The organism is Aeromonas sp. 96A (assembly GCF_051919165.1).
GTDB lineage: Bacteria > Pseudomonadota > Gammaproteobacteria > Enterobacterales > Aeromonadaceae > Aeromonas > Aeromonas veronii.
This window is the reverse complement of the sequence record NZ_JBQBFE010000001.1, coordinates 3,570,448-3,588,543: the sequence shown is the minus strand read 5'-3', so window position 1 is coordinate 3,588,543 and position 18,096 is coordinate 3,570,448. Positions and strand designations below refer to the sequence as shown.

Sequence of the window (18,096 nt, the reverse complement as noted above, 5' to 3'; positions counted from 1 at the left end):
CTATATCATGAAAAACTGTGAAATTAATTTTCTGTTTATGTAACTGATTACCACGTTTTGACGAAAAAAGTGCCAGATCGTGGCATCGCGCAGATATCAACAATAGTGCCTACTCGGTCACACAACCATTCACAGAGATATGTAAAAATGTGCGCGGTTTAGCATGGCCAAAGAGCCACTGTTCAAGTACCACCCCATAAAAATCAAACAAAATAGTATAGATAGAATCCACAGCGGGAATTCTCAAACTATGACCACCCTGATTGAACAGCTGGCTGCCGCAAAAGGTATCGCCAGCGAGTATGTCGATGCCTGGGGCCACCCGGCCCAGGTATCCGAAGAGAGCAAGGCCGCCATGCTGGGCGCCATGGGCTACCGCGTCGATGACGAGGCCGCACTGGTGCAGCAGCTGGAAGAGGAGCATCGCCAGCACTGGCTGCGGGCGCTGGATCCTGTGATGGTGGTTCGCACCGGCGACGCCGTTACCCTTGAGGTTCGCCTCCCCATCGAATTCGTCAACGACGCCCTCACCTGGCAGCTCCAGCAGGAGCAGGGTGCAGTGCTGTCCGGTCAATTCACCCCCATCGAGGGTGAGCTGGTCGGCGTGGCCGAATTTGAAGAGATGGAGTGCCAGGCCTATCGTGTCACTCTGGATATGGCCCCGGAGCTGGGTTATCACCAGCTGGTGTTGCTGGAAGAGGGCAATGACGAACCGCTGGCCACCATGCGCCTCATTGTCGCCCCCAAGGCCTGCTACAAACAGGCGCCGATTGCCGATGGCCGCAAGGTATGGGGCCCGAGCGTGCAGCTCTACTGCCTGCGCAGCCGCCACAACTGGGGTATCGGTGATTTCAGCGATCTGGGCCAGCTGGTCGAGAAAGCGGCCGCCTGGGGTGCCCACTTCGTCGGTCTCAACCCTATCCACGCCCTCTATCCGGCCAATCCGGAGAGCGCCAGTCCCTACAGCCCCTCTTCCCGTCGCTGGCTCAACGTGGCCTATATCAATGTGGAAGCGGTGCCCGAATTCCAGCAGAGCGATCGCCTGAAGGCGGAAGTGGCGAGCCCTGCCTTCCAGCAACATCTGGCCGATCTGCGCGCCAAAGAGAACGTCGATTACACCGGCGTGATCCAGACCAAACTCGGCATGCTGCGTCAGGTGTTCGACGAAGCCAGCCTTGGCGCCGAGCGTCAGGCCGCCTTTGATGCCTTCGTGGCCGCCGGTGGCGACAGCCTGCAACAGCAAGCAGCATTTGATGCCCTGCAGGCCCACTTCTATGCCAAAGGCGAAAATGCCTGGGGCTGGCCGGTATGGCCGCAGGAACTGCGCGATTACCACAATCCTGCCGTTGCCGCCTGGATGGCCGCGCACCCGCAAGATGTCAACTTCTACCTCTATCTGCAGTTCCTGGCCGACGAGCAGCTGGCGCAAGCCGATGCCCGTGCCAAGGCTGCCGGCATGGTGATGGGGATCTACCGGGATCTGGCGGTGGGCGTCTCCGAAGGCTCCACCGAGATCTGGGCCAACCAGGATCTCTACTGCCCGAAAGCCTCGGTCGGTGCGCCGCCCGATATCCTCGGCCCGCTTGGTCAGAACTGGGGCCTGCCCCCGATGAACCCGAACAAGCTGTTTGAAGCGGCCTACCAGCCGATGGTGGACTTGTTCCGTGCCAACATGCGCTCCTGCGGCGCACTGCGTATCGACCACGTGATGGCCTTGCTGCGCCTGTGGTGGGTACCGCCCGGAGCGTCCGCCGCCAAGGGCGCCTACATCTACTATCCGGTCAACGATCTGCTGGGCATTCTGGCCCTCGAATCCCACCGTAATCAGTGCCTGCTGATCGGCGAGGATCTGGGCACCGTGCCGGAGGGGATCGACGTGACCCTGAAAGAGAACGGCGTTCACTCCTACAAGGTGTTCTTCTTCGAGCGCTCCAAGGAAGATGGCGGCTTTATCTCCCCGGCGCACTACACCGAGCAGGCGATGTCGGCCCTGACCACTCACGACATGCCAACCCTCAAGGGCTTCTGGCATTGCGACGATTTGGCGCTCGGCCGTCAACTGGGTCTGTATCCGGATGAAGATGTTTTGAAGACTCTGTATGCTGATCGTCACCAGGCCAAACAGCGGATCCTCGACAGCTTGCATGCCCACAAGGTCATCTCTGACAACATCAGTCATGACGTGAACTGGGTAGGCATGAACACCGAACTCAACCACGGTCTGCAGATCCACATGTCCCGCGGCAGCTGCGCCCTGTTCAGTACCCAGCTGGAAGATTGGCTGGAGATGGACAAGCCGGTCAACGTACCGGGCACCAGTTACGAATACCCCAACTGGCGCCGCAAGCTTTCCGCTGATCTGGAAGATATTTTTGCCAATGAGGCACTCAAGGCACTGGCTGGCAAGATGAGCCAAGCCCGTGATGAGGCCAGTCGTTGAGACGCTGTCTCCCACAGCGCTCTCACCTAAATCCACTCCGGCTTCGGCCGGAGTGGATGCTCTGTCATGAAAGGAAATCTCGATGCTCGTTGAACGTTTGGTTGCTGCCCGCTGTTCCGATCCCTTCTCTCACTTAGGCCTGCAGGCCAATCCGGATGGGCCCGGCCTCAAACTGACCGCCTGGTTGCCTGATGCCCTCGAAGTTCGCGTCAAGGATCTCAAGTCGGGCAAAGTCGTTGCCACCCTGGCGCCCACCGATGAATCGGGTCTTTTTGAAACTGTTTTCACCCGCCGCAAAAACTCCTTCCCCTATCAGCTGATCGCCAGCTACCAAGATGCCACCACCGAGGTCATCGACCCCTATCAGTTTCAGGATGCCGCCTGGGCAGGCCTGGCCAAACTGACCGCCCAGCCGGAAAACCTCTATCACACCCTTGGCGCCCAGCTGCGCACCGTGGAGCATCTTGGCCAGCAGGTGGAGGGGGTGCGTTTTGCGGTCTATGCGCCGAGCGCCACCGCCGTGAGCCTCATCGGCGATTTCAACTTCTGGGATGGCCGCCGCCACCCGATGCAGCGTAGCCTGTGCGGTCACTGGGTGCTGTTTGTGCCGGGCCTCAAGGCCGGGGATCGCTACAAGTTCGAGCTCAAGGACCCCATGGGCAACCGGCTGCCCCACAAGAGCGATCCGGTCGGCTTTTACTGCGAGCAGTATCCGTCGTTCGCCTCCGTGGTCTATGACCACGCCCAGTACCAGTGGCAGGATGCCGAGTGGATTGCCAGCCAGCACAACGACAAACGCGAGCAGCCGCTCTCCATCTATGAGCTCCATGTCGGCTCCTGGAAACGCCACCCCAATGGCGACAGCCTGAGCTGGCGCGAGCTGGCGGTGGAGCTGGTCGCCTACGTCAAGGAGATGGAGTACACCCACATCGAGCTGCTGCCGGTCTCCGAGCACCCCTTCAGCGGCTCCTGGGGCTACCAGCCGGTGGGCATGTTCTCCCCCACCAGCCGCTACGGCACCGCTGATGATTTCAAATACTTCGTCGACCAGTGCCACCAGGCCGGCATCGGCATCATTCTGGACTGGGTGCCCGCCCACTTCCCGTCCGATGCCCACGGCCTGGCCCGTTTCGATGGCACCCCGCTCTACGAATATGAAGATCCGCGCCGTGGCTGGCACCCGGACTGGAACTCCTACATCTACGACTTTGGCCGCGACACAGTGCGCCAGTTCTTGGTGGCGAGCGCCCTGTTCTGGCTCGACAAGTTCCACATCGACGGCCTGCGGGTGGATGCGGTCGCCTCCATGCTCTATCTGGACTACTCCCGCAACGCCGGTGAGTGGGTACCGAACGTCGATGGCGGCAACCACAACTACGAGGCGATCAGTCTGCTCAAGTGGACCAACGAGGAGGTCTACGGCAAGTACCCCCACGCCATGACCATCGCCGAAGAGTCCACCGCCTTTGCCGGTGTCTCCCGCCCCACCTTCCTCGGCGGCCTCGGCTTTGGCTTCAAGTGGAATATGGGCTGGATGCACGACACCCTCACCTACATGCAGAAAGAGCCGATCCACCGTCGCTACCACCACAACGACATGACCTTCTCCATGGTTTACCACTATGACGAGAACTTCATCCTGTCGCTCTCCCACGACGAGGTGGTGCACGGCAAGCACTCCATGCTCTACAAGATGCCGGGCGACGAGTGGCAGCAAGCCGCCAACCTGCGGGCCTACATGGGCTTCATGTATGCCCACCCGGGCAAGAAGCTCAATTTCATGGGAACCGAGATCGCTCAGAGCAACGAGTGGAACCACGACGCCCAACTGCCGTGGCATCTGCTGCAATATCCCAAGCACGCCGGTCAGCAGCGGCTGATCCACGATCTCAACCACCTCTACCGTCATGAGCCTGCCTTGTATCAGGCCGATTATGAGCAGACCGGCTTCCGCTGGCTGGATCACAACGATGCCGACAACAGCATCTTTGCCTGGCTGCGGGCGGATAAAGAGGGCAAGCAGACTATTGTGGTGGCTTGCAACTTCACCCCGGTGCCCCGTCTCGAATATCGGATCGGCGTCCCAGCTGGGGGCCACTATCGGGTGGTGCTCAACACCGACAGCGAGTATTACTGGGGCAGTAACTATGATGTAGGTCTGGTGTTCGCTGCCGAGCCGACCCCCTGGCAAGGGATGGCACACAGCATAGTGCTGGATCTGCCGCCGCTGGCGACCTTGTTTATCAAACAGGAGTCTTGATGCTTGTAATGGAAAAAGGGGTGGGCCACCCGCTGGGGGCCTGCCTTGACGAGAACGGTTGCCACTTCTGCGTCTGGGCCCCCCAGTCGGACAAGGTGGAGATCTGCCTGTACGACGAGCAGGAGCAGGAGCTGATGCGGCTGGAGTTGCCCGGCCGCCGTGGCCAGTATCGCTTTGGCTACGTGCGCGGCGTAAAGGCCGGTCAGCGCTACGGCTATCGGGTCTATGGCACCCCGCAGGAGGGGATGCTGTTCGATCCGCAAAAACTGCTGATTGACCCCTACGCCAAGGCGCTCAGTCGTCCCACCTACTGGGATGAAGCCCTCTATCAGGGGGACAGTGCCGGGATGATTGCCAAGTCGGTGGTAGTGGATGACAGTTTTGACTGGCAAGGGGTTGGCAAACCCGGGATCAGCCCGGCCCGCACCATTATCTACGAGACCCACGTCAAGGGCTTTACCAAGCAGCACCCGGGGATCCCCAAAGCGCTGCAGGGCACCTACCTTGGCATCTGTCACCCGCTGGTTATCGAGCATATGAAGAGCCTCGGCATCACCTCGGTGCAGCTGATGCCGGTGGCCGCCTTCATGTCGGAACCTCGACTGGAGCAGTTGGGACTGACCAACTACTGGGGCTACAACCCCATCGCCTTCTTCGCCCCGGAGCCACGCTACAGCACCCGAGCGGACGAGGCGGTGACCGAGTTCAAGACCATGGTGCGCGAGCTGCACCGGGCCGGGCTCGAGGTGATCCTGGATGTGGTCTACAACCACACTGCCGCCTCTGGCTTCGACGGTCCCACCCTCTCGTTCAAGGGCTTTGACAACGCTGGTTACTACGCCTTCGAAGCGGGCCCCCACGGCCCGGACTACACCCGTCACGCCAACGTGACCGGTTGTGGCAACAGCGTCAATCTGGATCACCCCAACACCCTGCGGCTGGTGCTCGATGCTCTGCGTTACTGGGTCACCGAGATGCAGGTGGATGGCTTCCGTTTCGATCTGGCGGTGACGCTGGCGCGGGAAGCGGGGGAGTTCGAGCCCATGGGCGCCTTCTTCAAGGCCGTGATGGCCGACCCTGTGCTGTCACAGGTCAAGCTCATCGCCGAACCCTGGGATATCGGCCCCTTCGGCTACCGGCTGGGTCAATTCCCGAGCCAGTGGCAGGAGATCAACGACCGCTACCGCGACACGGTGCGCGCCTTCTGGCGCGGTGATGCGGGCAAGATGGGGGACTTCGCCACCCGTCTGGTGGGTTCGCGGGATATTTTCCCGAAGAACTGGCGCTCCCCCCACACCAGCGTCAACTACCTCTGCTATCACGACGGTTTCACCCTGGAGGATCTGGTCTCCTACAACCAGCGCCACAATCAGGCCAACGGTGAAGACAATCGGGATGGTCACGGCAACAACCTCTCCTATAACCACGGGGTAGAGGGGCCGACCCTGGATCCGCGGGTCAACAGCCTGCGCCAGCAGCAGAAGCGCAATCTGATTGCCACTCTGCTGCTCTCCCAAGGCACTCCCCACTTCCTCGCCGGCGACGAGATGGGCCGCAGCCAGCTTGGCAACAACAACGCCTACTGTCAGGACAACCAGATCAGCTGGGTCAACTGGCAGTGGCGGCCGGAGGATGAGCGGCTGTTCGCCTTCACCCAGCAGATGATGGCGCTGCGGGCGGAGTCCTGCGTCTTCTCCAACCTGCAGCTGAGCGACGACAGTTGGAATGGCACCCCGTCCAGCTGCCATCAGGTCAACTGGTATCACCCGGACGGCCACCAGCTTACCGATCAGGATTGGCACGCCCCCATGGGGCAGGCGTTCGCCATGGATATCGGCATGATCAACTGTGTCGGCGAGCGCTGGTACGTGCTGTTCAACGCCAGCGACTACGATATCCAGTTCCGCCTGCCACCGCCGGGGGAAGGGCTGGAGTGGATCCAGACCATCGACACCGCCACCAACGATGGGCTGCCCTTCCTGCCCGATGACATCAAACGGCAGGTGGCAGTCGGCCGGGCCCACTCCCTCAAACTGCTGGAGCGGGTGGCGCTGGCCAGCACGGCGGAGGATGCCCAGCCACCGCAGCAGGAAATTCTCCCTGAATCCGGTGAGGAGATGGTTGCCACCTCGATCACAGATACAGGCAAAGCATAAGAGGCATGCTGGAGTCAGCTTTACGGAGCCGTTATGCTGGGCTCCGGTATGGATGGCAAGGAGTCGGTATGAGCAGTAACAATCCGGAACAGTGGCGCAGCAAACTGACCCCCGAGCAGTTTCACGTCTGCTGGGAGAAGGGCACCGAGCGCCCCTACAGCGGCGCCCTGCTCCACAATCGCAAGAGCGGCGACTACCTCTGTGTCTGCTGCAAGAGCGTGCTGTTTCACTCAGGAGCCAAGTTTGATTCCGGCTGCGGCTGGCCCTCGTTCGACAAGGCCATCGAGGGGACGGTGGAGTACACCGAGGACAACAGCCACGGCATGAAGCGAGTGGAGATCACCTGCCGCCAGTGCGGCTCTCACCTCGGTCACGTCTTCCCCGACGGACCGACCGAGACAGGCCAGCGCTACTGCGTCAACAGCCTGAGTCTGGATTTCGAACCCGACGCTTAAGCGGCTTACCCAATAAAAACGGCGCCTCCACTATGGAGGCGCCGTTTTTTTATCGGGATTTAACCGCATTCACGCCAGCAGGATAGCAGCCATCACCAACAGGGCCGCAATGGCCGGCACCGGCAACTTCAACACCCGCAGCAGATAAAAGCCGATGGCCGCCAGCGCCAGATCGGTCGGCGCCAGCACCGAGCTCTGCCACACCGGCTGATAGAGGGCCGCCAGCAACAAGCCCACTACGGCAGCATTGATGCCGGTGACGGCCCCCGCCAGACGGGGCCGGGCCAGCCACTGTTGCCAGCAGGGGCCCACCGCCCAGAGCAGCAGAAAGCCGGGTGCAAAGAGCGCCAGGGTCGCCAACAGGGCCCCGCTCATCGGCATCTCGGGCTGCAACTGGGCGCCAAGATAGGTGGCAAGGGTAAACATGGGGCCCGGCACCAACTGGGCCAGGCTGTAACCGGTCAGAAACTGCTGCTCGTTGAGAGTGTGGCCCACGCTCTCTTGCAGCAGCGGCAGCACCACATGGCCACCACCAAACACCAGACTACCGGCGCGATAGAAGTCGGCAACCAGCTGGCCAAGCGGACTACCGAGCAGCGGCAGACCGATAAAAAGAATGCCAAACAGCAGCAGGGTCGGCCAATGGGGCTGACTGCTGGCAGCAGAAGGCAGCTCGGCGGAGGCTGGGCGACTCCCCGCCCCGCGCTGGCTGCGGGCGCAGATCAGCGCCGCTCCCGCCAGCATCAACAGTTGAGTCAGCAGACCGGGCTGCCACCAGAGTGCAGCAGCGGTCACCACCATGATCCCCTGGGTCATTCCCGTGGCACAAAACTGACGACTCATGGTGAGCACCGCATCGGCCACCACGATGAGCGCCAGCAGCTTGAGGCCGTGCAGCGCCGCATCGAGCCACAGATTGTTGCCCAGCTGGCCGATACCGATCGCGGCCGCCAGTAGCAGAAGAAATGAGGGCAGCGTGAAGCCAACAAAAGCAGAGAGCGCCCCGCCCAGACCGGCGCGATGACGACCGATGGCGAAACCCAGCTGGCTGGAGGCGGGCCCCGGCAGCAGTTGGCACAGCGCCAGCAGGCGGGCAAACTCGGCCTGTGTCAGCCAGCCGAGCCGCTGGACGAAGGTGCGCTGGAAATAGCCGATATGAGCGGCCGGACCACCAAAGCTGATGCATCCCAGCCATAAAAACTGAATAAATACCTGTCCCACGCTCTTCTCCCTCATCCCTCTTCTCCCGATGGAGAGGGGATATTATGACAGCGCGATGATCGTTTTATGACAATCAGGCTGATTCGGCCGACACCATGGGCATATCACCCGGCAGATAGCAGCACCCCGCCAGCCAGCAAGCGATGGACTGACGGCTGGCGTCGAAATGAGGCTCGGGCAACTCGCGCGGATCGCCCCAAACCCAACCTTCGCACTTCTCCGGCTCCAGCAGCTTCGGCTCGCCATCGGCCTTGGCATGCAGCGTCACCGAGATATAGTGCAGCCCGCTCTCGCGCCATGTCTCCAGATTGTTGGTCACCGCCACCACCTCGGGCCCGTGGATCTCAAGTCCGGTCTCCTCGGCCACCTCGCGGATCGCCGCCGACTCGAAGCTCTCCCCCAACTCCAGATGACCACCCGGGATCGACCAGTAGGGGGCATGGCTCCCTTTGCGTTTGCCAAGCAGCACCTGGCCTTGGGCGTTGGTCAGAATGACGCCGACCCCGACGCGGGGATAGAGAGTGGACATGAAAACGCTCCTTCAATGAGGCAGTAAAACGGCCCCACCTTAGGCCCAAGGTGGGCACAGGGCAAGCCCCGGCTGCACGGCACCTGCGCCTGTCGGTGGCTCCTCCCCTTGCCCCTGAACCGGTTATCACTGATGCTGGGGAGTGAAGCCCGGATGGAGAGGCCATTCCCATCCTCTCAGTCCCCCATTACCCCGAGGAGTCCGCCATGAAAAAATTGCTCCCCCTGTGCGCCCTGCTGCTCACGGCTTGCCAAACCACGCAGCCCCCCAACTCGCTCGCCATCGATGATGCTGACGCCTGGCAGGCCATTTGCAAAGATGGCACCCGGGTTCGCGCCGTGGTAGCAGAGGGGATCTGTGGGGATCATCGCGGGGTAGCCATGTGGACGAATAAGCCAAGAGCTGAACGGATGGCAGAAGAAGCCGCCAAATAGTGTGATCCAGACACCATAAAATGACACTGCCGGCCAATTGGCCGGATTTTTTCGCGATCTCGCCAGCACTTTGCCACCTTGTTCATGGTGCGCTCAGTTTTCTGTTCCCATACTGGCCCTACAGTTCCAAAAGAGGAGAGACAAGATGCAAACATCCATCGTCGGGCTCTCCATTCTGTGGGGGCTAGCCAGTTTTGGTGTTCAGGGGGATTTCATCGAGAGCCGTGATTCCGTTGCGCCATCCTGGCAAGCCGAGTCCAGAGTGGAGATGGAAGGTTATCTGATTGAATCGCTTGGCGAAGATCGCTGGCTGTTCGACAACGGCAGCGAGAGCCTGCTGGTCTCCCTGCCCGAGGGGCAGTGGGTGCCGACCGGCGAGCGACTGCGAGTCAGCGGCGAACCGCAGCAGGAGCAGAGCGGCTGGCTGCTGCAGGTGGAAGACATCAGCCAGGTCAGCGTCTGACCACGGCAGTCACCCCGTCACCGCGACAGCTAATCCAGACCGATAACCACTACCGAATAACCAAGAGCGAATAGCAAAAGAGGAGGCCACTGGCCTCCTCTTTCTGTTTATATGAGCGGCTTGCGCGGGCTCAACCCAGATGGTTGAGCGGCAGCGCCGTCTTGTGCTTGATGCGGCGCAGCACGAAGCTGGAGCGCACACCGGTCACCCCCGGAATATGGGTCAGCTTGTCCAGCAGGAAGTGCTGGTAGTGCTCCATGTCGCGCACCACCACCTTGAGCTGGTAGTCGGCATCGTTGCCGGTGATGAGGTCACACTCCAGCACTTCGGGCAACTCGCTGATGGCGCGATCGAAGTTTTCGAACCGCTCGGGCGTGTGTCTGTCCATGGATATATGAATGTAGGCGGTGAGGGTGAGGCCAAGCTGGCGGGCGTTGAGCAGAGTAACGTGGGTGTCGATGAGACCGGCATCCTCCAGCGCCTTGACCCGGCGGGAGCAGGGGGACGGCGAGAGCCCGACCAGCTCGGCCAGTTCCAGATTGCTGATGCGGCCATTCTCCTGCATCAGCTCGAGAATATGTCTGTCTATGCGATCAAGTTTCAGCATTTACCCTTCCTCGTTGCAATGACTAATCCACTTTTCCTAGATTAAGGGTGAACTATTGCAAAAACAACCGAAATAAGTGGTTACTTTGCAACCACTCACCGGCACGGGAGGGATACTATGGTTACATCTTCCGGTGGCAAAGCAGATACCTGACCGGGTCTCTGCGGTGAAGGACCTTACCGGGTCAAGAGCCCCATCAGCCGTCTTACCTTATCGGGAAATGACGGGCTGGAACGAGAGAACCCCCTCCCCGAAGGCAACAAAGCAGGCATCCCGGCGCCTGCTTTGTTGTTTTTGGGCGTTTGGCGCAATCAGAGCGCGGGCGGCGTGATGCGATAGAGGCAGCGATGCTCCCCCTCCAGCAGATATTGCTCCCGCTCCACCGTCGCCGGCGCCAGCAGCTGGCGAAACAGCGCCAGCTCGCTGCGACAGAAACCGCGGCAGGCGCGCGCCGCCGCACAAATGGGGCAGTGGCTCTCCCACAGCAGCCAGCTGCCATCCTCTTCGCGGCGGATCTCCGCCATGTAGCCCTCGCGAGTGCGCAGCTCCTTGAGCGCCGCCAGCCGGCCAGAGAGGCCATGGGACCCCAGCGCCTCCTGATAGCGAGCAAGCATCTGCTGCTCCCGCTGCTGGATCAGCCGCTCCATCCCCTCCTCGCCAAACAGCTCGCGCACATTGTCGATCAGTTGCACGGTCAGGTCGCTATGGCTATCGGGGAAGCGCTGCCAGGCCTGCTCGGTGAGCTGCCACAGCCGCACGGGACGACCGCGCCCGCGCGCCTCGTCGCTGAATGTGACCCACCCCTCCTGCTCGAGCGTGAGCAGGTGCTGGCGGGCGCCCATGGAGGTCATCTGCAACTGCTCCCCCAGCGCGGCGGCGCTCTGCGGGCCATGGCTCTTGAGCAGAAACAGGATCTTGTCGGTGCTTGCGTTCATGGTCTCATTATGGGGATCGCCCTTTATTAAATCAATAATTCACTTTACTTAATCCCATCTATGAATCAGCATAAATAAACCAATAACTTTATTTAATGGATGCAACATGGAGAAACACGGGCACAAAAATCCCCTCTGGGTGCTGGTCATGACGGTCACGCTGGCAGTTGCAGGCTTCAGTCTCCCCTCCCCGGTGTTGGCACCCTTGCTGCTGGATCCGGCCCACGGCATGCTGACGCCGGATGCCTCCGACTGGAGCCGCAAGGTGTGGCTGGGGGTCATCATGGGGCTCTACCCGCTGTTCCAGCTGGTGGGCAGTCCCTGGCTCGGTCGCCTCTCCGACCACTATGGCCGCAAGCCACTGCTGTTGCTCTCGCTGGCGGGGGTGCTGGCAGGCTATGCCCTGATGGCACTCGGTATCGCCTGGCGCTCCCTCCCCCTGCTGCTGCTCAGCCGGATTGTGGAGGGGCTATGTAACGGCAACATCGCCATCGTGCAGGCGATGGCAGCGGATCTCGCCGGCAAGGAGCACAAGGCCCGCAGCTTCGCCTGGATCAACATCGGCATGAATCTGGGCTGGGTCGTGGGGCCGATGATCGGGGGCTACGCCGCGGTGATCTCGGGGGATTACAGTCTGGCCGCCTGGCTGGCGGTAGGAATGACCCTGCTCAACCTGCTGCTGGTCTACTGGCTGATCCCCTATAGTCCGCCGGTGGCGGTCGCCCGGGAGGCTGCGACCCTCTCCAGCCGCCAGTTGCTGCTGCAACCGGCCCTGCTGCCCTACTTCGCACTCACCCTGATCAGCTATGGCGCCGTGCAGCTCTATTTCACCTACTTCAATATCTGGCTGGTGGAGAGGCTGGCCTGGGATCCGGCCCAGCTGGCGCAGGCGGCGGTGCTGGTGAGCCTGCCCATGATGGCGGGCTCCTGGCTCGGCTCTCGCATCGCCCGCCACTGGCGCGGCAGCTCCCTCGGGATTGTCGGCCATCTGGTGATGGCGAGCGGCATGCTGCTCTTTATCCTGCCCGTGCACTGGTGGGGACTGGCGCTTACCTTCGTTCCCGCTGGCATCGGCATGAGTCTGGGGGAGCTGGCCACTTCGGTGGCGATCTCCAACCGCAGTCACCCGGAGCAGCAGGGGCAGGCGATGGGGCTCTACCGCGCCCTCGCCGTGGGCAGCGAGATCCTGGCGGTGCTGCTCGGCAGTCTGGTGCTGCTGGCCGGTACCGAGTGGCCCTTCTATCTCGCCACCCTCTGCTCCCTTGCCAGTGCCGCCGGTTTCTATCTGCTGCGCCGCCGTGCCGACCGTCGTCAACAGCTGGCCAGCTGCACCTGAGCCACGAAGGGATCACAGTTCGGCGCTTCGGCCGCGGGCAAGACTTGCATCGGGGCGCCGGGTCTGGGACGGTAAAGCTCTTTGCGGATTTGTTCGATGTTGGAGGAGCTATGAGTGAGTACAAGGCCATCGCGCTCGATATGGATGGCACCCTGCTGACCCGGGATCACAAGATCTCGTCGGCCACCCGGGCAGCCCTGGCGCAGGCCCGCGCCCACGGCATCAAGGTGCTGCTGGTCACGGGGCGCCACTACATGACGGCGCGCCCCTTCCACCACGAGCTGGCCCTCGATACGCCCCTCATCTGCAGCAACGGCGCCTATCTCTATGATCCGGTGCAGAACCGGATCCTAAGTGGCGACCCGCTGGCGGCCGCCCCGCTTACCGAGCTGCTGGCCGCGGTCGAGGCACAACAGATGGGCGCCCTGTTCCACCTGAGCGAAGGGATCGGCTACATCGGCTGCGAAGAGCATGTCACCCGCATCCGCCACTGGTCGGCCAATCAGCCGGACCACCTCAAGATCGCTCTCCACCCGGTCGAGGAGCTGGCAGGCTGGCTCGACAATCCGGTCTGGAAGCTGGAGCTGTTCAATCAGGATCCGGCTCGCCTGCACACCTTTATGGGCGAGGTGGTCGAGCAGATGCCCTTTACCCGCGACTGGGCGGCCCCCTATGCGGTGGAGCTGGTACAGCCAGGTTGCAGCAAGGGCAACCGGCTTGCCCAGTGGGCAGCCAGCGAAGGGATTGCGATGGAGCAGGTGGTGGCGTTTGGGGACAACAACAACGACATCAGCATGTTCGAGCAGGTAGGGCTGGCGGTGGCCATGGGCAATGCGGCCCCGCAGATCCAGAGCCATGCCCACCGGATCACGGCTGACCACAACGAAGATGGTATCGCACTGGCACTGCAGCGCTGGGTGCTGCCCTGACCTGACAAGGTGCAACATGGCCAGCACGCGGGCTGGCCATGAAGAGAGGGATTAACCGCCTAAGGAGAACTGGATCACCCGATCCGGATAACGCAGACGGTTGTACTCCCGGCGCAGGGATTCGTAGTGGCGAATGGCCCGATCGCGCTTGGCTCGGTAGTAGTCGCGCTGTTCCGTGTTGGTTTCGTTGCGGATACTGCGCTCCAGCGTATCGATATCACGCTCGGTACGCTCCAGCTCGTCGCTGATCTCCCGCAGGCGGGCAGCCAGTTTGTACTCTTCGTAGCCACGCTGATACTGCTTGAGGAAGCTGGCATCATTGGGGCATACCCCCAGATAGGCCTGCCCCTCCTTGCCCTTGCTGTAAGCCAGCTCAGGAATGCAGTAGAGCTCCAGCCCCTTGTCGTAGCCCCGTTTCCACTCGGCTTCATCCACTTTGAGGCCATATTCGCTGCAAGACGAAACGTAATCGCGGGTCGCCTGACGGGTTTTGCCTTCCGATCCATCCTGATAACCCAGGTTGTACCAGCTCATGGTGCGGCACTCATCTTCTGACAGGGCACTGCATCCCGCCAGCAATACCGGCAGGGTCAGCAACAGGATTTTGGGGGACATGAACAGACTCCGGAAAAGATAGTGACCGGCATTCTAGAGAGGATAAAAGGCCATAACAAGGGATGCGCTCCCGTGCGGTCTGGCGCGGTTTATTTGATGTTTTTGTCACTATTAAACGCCGTGCCAGACGGGCGGCCAACCCGCTTTCCTTGTTATCAGGCGCAAGGTAAACTGCGCCATCTTTTAACTGGTGCGCAACAAAAACAATGAAAGTCCTGACCGTCGATTACCGCTCACCCGATGCGGCCCAACGCTTCACCGAATCCCTGCGAACCACCGGCTTTGGCGTGCTGACCAACCACCCCATTCCGAAAGAGCTGGTGCAGTCCATCTACGACAACTGGTATCGCTTCTTCATGAGCGAGCAGAAGCAGGATTTCCTGTTCAACCGCGAGACTCAAGATGGCTACTTCCCGCCCTCGGTCTCCGAGGTGGCCAAGGGCCATAGCCAGAAAGACATCAAGGAGTACTTCCACATCTACCCCTGGGGCCAGATGCCGGAAGAACTGAAGGAGCAGGCGATGGAGTACTATCGTCTCGCCAACGGTCTGGCCGCCGAGCTGCTGGGCTGGGTGGAGCAGTACACCCCGGCCGATATCGCCGCTCACTACAGCAGCTCCCTCTCCTCGATGATCGAAGAGAGCCAGAAGACCCTGCTGCGGGTGCTGCACTACCCGCCGTTCGATGGCACCGAGGAGCCGGGCGCCATCCGCGCCGCCGCCCACGAGGATATCAACCTGCTCACCATTCTGCCCGCCGCCAACGAGCCGGGGCTGCAGGTGAAGGGCTCCGATGGCGAATGGATGGATGTGCCGTGCGACTTTGGCACCCTCATCATCAACATCGGCGACATGCTGCAGGAGGCCTCTCGCGGCTACTACCCCTCCACCACCCACCGCGTCATCAACCCGACCGGTGGCAGTGCCGCCAAGTCGCGTATCTCCCTGCCGCTGTTCCTCCACCCGCGCCCGGATGTGGTGCTCTCCGAGCGTCATACCGCCCACAGCTACCTGATGGAGCGGCTGCGGGAGCTGGGGGTGATCTAGTCCACCGACGAGCCGTTGTCAGAGACCAAACCGGAGCAATCTCGCTCCGGTTTTTATTTGGTGGCAGGATTGGGCAAAAAACAGAATTAAATTAGCCAATCGTGCCAATAAATCGCATTTAAACCTGATAACCGTCGTAGTGATTGCGCCGTGACCTCCGTAACATGAGCGCCATTCTGCCCCTGCCAAGGGGCGCTCGATTGGAGTTCTTATGAAGCAGTCCCAATGGTCATCCCGACTCGGCTACATCCTCGCCGCAGCGGGTTCCGCGGTCGGTATCGGCGCAATCTGGAAATTCCCCTATGTCACAGCCGTCAACGGCGGCGGCGCCTTCCTGTTGGTCTTTCTGCTGTTCAGCTTCACCCTGGGGGTTGCGGTACTGATGGGGGAGACCCTGCTCGGCAGCATGAGTCGCCGCGGGGTAGTGGGTGCCTTCTCCGATCTGCTCGGCAAACAGTGGCGCTGGGTTGGGGTAATGGGGGTGATCTCTACCCTGCTCATCTACTGCTTCTACAGCGTGGTGGGCGGCTGGACCCTGGGGTATACCGGCATGGCCATCTCAGGCCAGCTCAACCATGGGGATGCGGCGGCCCTCACCGCCCGCTTCAATGACTATGTCAGCGGCGACGTCTGGCCAATCCTCACTCACCTGCTGTTTGCCGCCCTCACCTGGATGGTGGTGCAAGGGGGCATTCAGAAAGGGGTGGAGCGTACGTTGCGCTGGATGATGCCGGCCCTGTTCCTGATGATCCTGATGCTGGTCGCCTTTGGCCTCACCCTGCCCAATGCGATGGCGGGGGTGCGTCACTTCCTGATGCCCGACTTCAGCAAGCTGGGGATGTCCGGCGTGCTCGATGCCATGGGGCTGGCCTTCTTCTCCCTCTCCATCGGTCTTGGCATCCACACCACCTACGGCGCCTATCTGCCGACCAGCGAAGGGGTTGGTCGCTCCAGCCTCTGGGTGGTGCTGCTGGCCAGCATGGTGGCGGTACTGGCGGGGCTGATGATTTTCCCGGTGCTGGCCTCGACCGGTATCGACCCGGCATCCGGTCCCGGTCTCACCTTTATGACCATGCCGGCGGTGTTTCAGCTGCTGCCCTTCGGTCAGGTACTTGAGGTGATCTTCTTCGCCCTGCTGGTCTTTGCCGCGCTCTCCTCGGCCATCTCCCTGCTGGAGCATTTGCAGTGCTTCCTGTGCGAGACCTGGGGCTGGTCACGCCGCACGGCCTGCAGCGCCATCACTGGATTCGTCATGGTTAGCGGTGTTCCGGTCAGCCTGTCGTTTGGCCCACTGCAACACGCCACCCTGTTTGGCAAAACCATCTTCGAGTTGCTGGACTTTGTTACCTCCAACCTGATGATGCCGCTGTTCGGCCTGATGCTGACGCTGCTGCTGGGTTGGAAGCTGGGACGCAAAGCGCTGCCGCAGGGGATTGCCAGCCACTGGCATCACCTGCTGATGAACTGCTGGCGCTGGATTGCCCCCTTGCTGATCGGCGGGATCTTGATTCGCGGTCTGGTGTGACGGTTACTCTTCGCGGGTGGGCCCATCGGCCCGCCCCTGTGCGGCTCTGACGGCATCCAGGGCATGCTGCCAGCGGGTGATCTCGACATCATCCGTTCCCTTGGAGAAGACGATATAGAGACCGGCCTGATGGAGCAGCACTCCACTGCTGACGATGCTGCGCCGGGATAACCCCATCTTGTCGAGGGTGGCCTCCATCACCAGCTCCGCCATCGGCAAGGCATCGATCTTGCCCAGCATCAGCCGCTCTATCGCCTCCCCGACCGTCTTGTAGCGCACCAGATTGGTGTAGCCCTCATGGGTCAGCCGCACATCATCGGCATTGCCCAGCACGACCCCCACTCTGGGCAGATCTCGCAACTGTGCCAGCGAGGTCAGCGGGTGGCGGCTATCCGGCGCTTGATAGATAAAGACCCGATTGATAAAGAGCGGGCCAACCCATTTGAAATGAGACTCCCGCTCCGGGAGCCGCTGTACCACGAACAGTCCATAGCCGGGCTCGACCCGTGCCAGCGCCAGCGCCCGCTTGAGCGGGTAAATCCGCACCGGATAACGGGTGCCAAGCTCCTCCTGCACCTCATCGATCAGGCGAATGGCAAATCCGTCGAGCTTGCCGTCGCGGTATTCGGTAAAGGGGGGTAAGTCGTGACTCAGCAGGGTTAATGCGGGCTGCGCCGACACACTCAGGCTGATCAGTAACCAGGGCAGCACCATCCATCTCATATGACATCCTGTCTCATCGTTGTTCCCATCAGCGCCATGTAGCGGTCACTAGTTCCAGAAGAAGCTACGTCGATTATCGCCCAGTAAATAGCTACAAGGTAGAAAAGATACGGCCAGGTAACGCGCTCACCGATTGAGTTGTACGTACAGTCAGAGTGATGACAGCGGCACACATAAAAAATTTTTGATTTTATGTGTCAATTATTCTTTCCATGGTTTAGGCTGTTCCCTCATTCATTAGTCAGGTTGTCACCTCATGTCTGCCATCCTCGTGCTGTTTGGTCGATTTTTTAGCTCGCAAGAGAGGTGACCTTGCACGCACAGTTTTTCTGAATGTTCATTGCAAAGGTCGCCTCAGGCGGCCTTTTTTATGGTCTGTCGTTTATTGCTACAGAGGAGTATTGCTTCGATGTCGTGTTACC

General features: G+C 61.0%; 16 protein-coding genes. 10 read left to right on the top strand and 6 right to left on the bottom strand.

The window, feature by feature from the left end; genetic code table 11:
- The first annotated feature begins 250 nt into the window (after window positions 1–250).
- The 4 genes from malQ to msrB all read left to right on the top strand — a co-directional run bounded on the left by malQ (window position 251) and on the right by msrB (window position 7,311).
- Window positions 251–2,440, top strand: coding sequence for a 4-alpha-glucanotransferase (gene malQ / locus ACTG2W_RS16715; RefSeq protein WP_162506292.1), 2,190 nt, complete (start codon window positions 251–253; stop codon window positions 2,438–2,440).
- 82 nt (window positions 2,441–2,522) lie between these two features.
- Window positions 2,523–4,700 (top strand): 1,4-alpha-glucan branching protein GlgB, encoded by a 2,178-nt coding sequence (glgB, locus tag ACTG2W_RS16710; RefSeq protein WP_106844404.1) that lies wholly within the window; start codon window positions 2,523–2,525, stop codon window positions 4,698–4,700.
- Window positions 4,700–6,856, top strand: coding sequence for a glycogen debranching protein GlgX (gene glgX, locus ACTG2W_RS16705; RefSeq protein ID WP_106844405.1), 2,157 nt, complete (start codon window positions 4,700–4,702; stop codon window positions 6,854–6,856). Before glgB ends, glgX begins: the two co-directional genes overlap by 1 nt.
- Before the next feature lie 68 nt (window positions 6,857–6,924).
- Window positions 6,925–7,311: a peptide-methionine (R)-S-oxide reductase MsrB gene (msrB, locus tag ACTG2W_RS16700; protein ID WP_106844406.1), complete on the top strand. Its 387-nt coding sequence runs from the start codon at window positions 6,925–6,927 to the stop codon at window positions 7,309–7,311.
- A gap of 69 nt (window positions 7,312–7,380) precedes the next feature.
- Here the strand turns inward: msrB and chrA are convergent, their stop codons facing one another.
- The gene (gene chrA / locus ACTG2W_RS16695; protein WP_106844416.1) at window positions 7,381–8,532 is read right to left on the bottom strand and encodes a chromate efflux transporter; all 1,152 of its coding nucleotides are present in this window, start codon (window positions 8,530–8,532) and stop codon (window positions 7,381–7,383) included.
- Window positions 8,533–8,605: 73 nt separating this feature from the next.
- Window positions 8,606–9,061: a nucleotide triphosphate diphosphatase NUDT15 gene (locus ACTG2W_RS16690; RefSeq protein WP_106844407.1), complete on the bottom strand. Its 456-nt coding sequence runs from the start codon at window positions 9,059–9,061 to the stop codon at window positions 8,606–8,608.
- 206 nt (window positions 9,062–9,267) lie between these two features.
- Here ACTG2W_RS16690 and ACTG2W_RS16685 point away from each other — a divergent pair, with 206 nt between their 5' ends.
- Together ACTG2W_RS16685 and ACTG2W_RS16680 are read left to right on the top strand one after the other, a co-directional pair.
- Window positions 9,268–9,495, top strand: coding sequence for a hypothetical protein (locus tag ACTG2W_RS16685; protein ID WP_005354741.1), 228 nt, complete (start codon window positions 9,268–9,270; stop codon window positions 9,493–9,495).
- Between the two features lie 145 nt (window positions 9,496–9,640).
- Complete coding sequence (locus tag ACTG2W_RS16680; RefSeq protein WP_005343224.1) at window positions 9,641–9,958, top strand: hypothetical protein; 318 nt, start codon at window positions 9,641–9,643, stop codon at window positions 9,956–9,958.
- 130 nt (window positions 9,959–10,088) lie between these two features.
- Here the strand turns inward: ACTG2W_RS16680 and ACTG2W_RS16675 are convergent, their stop codons facing one another.
- Together ACTG2W_RS16675 and ACTG2W_RS16670 are read right to left on the bottom strand one after the other, a co-directional pair.
- On the bottom strand, window positions 10,089–10,565 hold the full coding sequence (locus tag ACTG2W_RS16675; protein WP_005304871.1) for an Lrp/AsnC family transcriptional regulator: 477 nt from the start codon (window positions 10,563–10,565) through the stop codon (window positions 10,089–10,091).
- Between the two features lie 311 nt (window positions 10,566–10,876).
- Complete coding sequence (locus ACTG2W_RS16670) at window positions 10,877–11,500, bottom strand: helix-turn-helix transcriptional regulator (protein ID WP_106844408.1); 624 nt, start codon at window positions 11,498–11,500, stop codon at window positions 10,877–10,879.
- 106 nt (window positions 11,501–11,606) lie between these two features.
- Here ACTG2W_RS16670 and ACTG2W_RS16665 point away from each other — a divergent pair, with 106 nt between their 5' ends.
- Together ACTG2W_RS16665 and ACTG2W_RS16660 are read left to right on the top strand one after the other, a co-directional pair.
- Complete coding sequence (locus ACTG2W_RS16665) at window positions 11,607–12,836, top strand: MFS transporter (RefSeq protein WP_106844409.1); 1,230 nt, start codon at window positions 11,607–11,609, stop codon at window positions 12,834–12,836.
- A 110-nt stretch (window positions 12,837–12,946) separates the two neighbouring features.
- Window positions 12,947–13,765: a Cof-type HAD-IIB family hydrolase gene (locus ACTG2W_RS16660; RefSeq protein WP_106844410.1), complete on the top strand. Its 819-nt coding sequence runs from the start codon at window positions 12,947–12,949 to the stop codon at window positions 13,763–13,765.
- A gap of 51 nt (window positions 13,766–13,816) precedes the next feature.
- Here ACTG2W_RS16660 and ACTG2W_RS16655 read toward each other — a convergent pair whose 3' ends face one another.
- Window positions 13,817–14,380 (bottom strand): DUF2799 domain-containing protein, encoded by a 564-nt coding sequence (locus ACTG2W_RS16655; protein ID WP_440016419.1) that lies wholly within the window; start codon window positions 14,378–14,380, stop codon window positions 13,817–13,819.
- Between the two features lie 206 nt (window positions 14,381–14,586).
- On the opposite strand from ACTG2W_RS16655, the gene ACTG2W_RS16650 reads away from it, so the two are divergent.
- Both ACTG2W_RS16650 and ACTG2W_RS16645 read left to right on the top strand, forming a co-directional pair.
- Window positions 14,587–15,426 (top strand): isopenicillin N synthase family dioxygenase, encoded by an 840-nt coding sequence (locus tag ACTG2W_RS16650; protein ID WP_106844411.1) that lies wholly within the window; start codon window positions 14,587–14,589, stop codon window positions 15,424–15,426.
- A 211-nt stretch (window positions 15,427–15,637) separates the two neighbouring features.
- Entirely contained in the window at window positions 15,638–16,951 is a 1,314-nt protein-coding gene (locus ACTG2W_RS16645; RefSeq protein ID WP_005335722.1) for a sodium-dependent transporter, read from the top strand.
- A gap of 3 nt (window positions 16,952–16,954) precedes the next feature.
- On the opposite strand, the gene ACTG2W_RS16640 is transcribed toward ACTG2W_RS16645, so the two are convergent.
- Window positions 16,955–17,674, bottom strand: a complete 720-nt coding sequence (locus ACTG2W_RS16640; RefSeq protein ID WP_106844412.1) for a substrate-binding periplasmic protein — start codon at window positions 17,672–17,674, stop codon at window positions 16,955–16,957.
- Window positions 17,675–18,096: the final 422 nt, after the last annotated feature.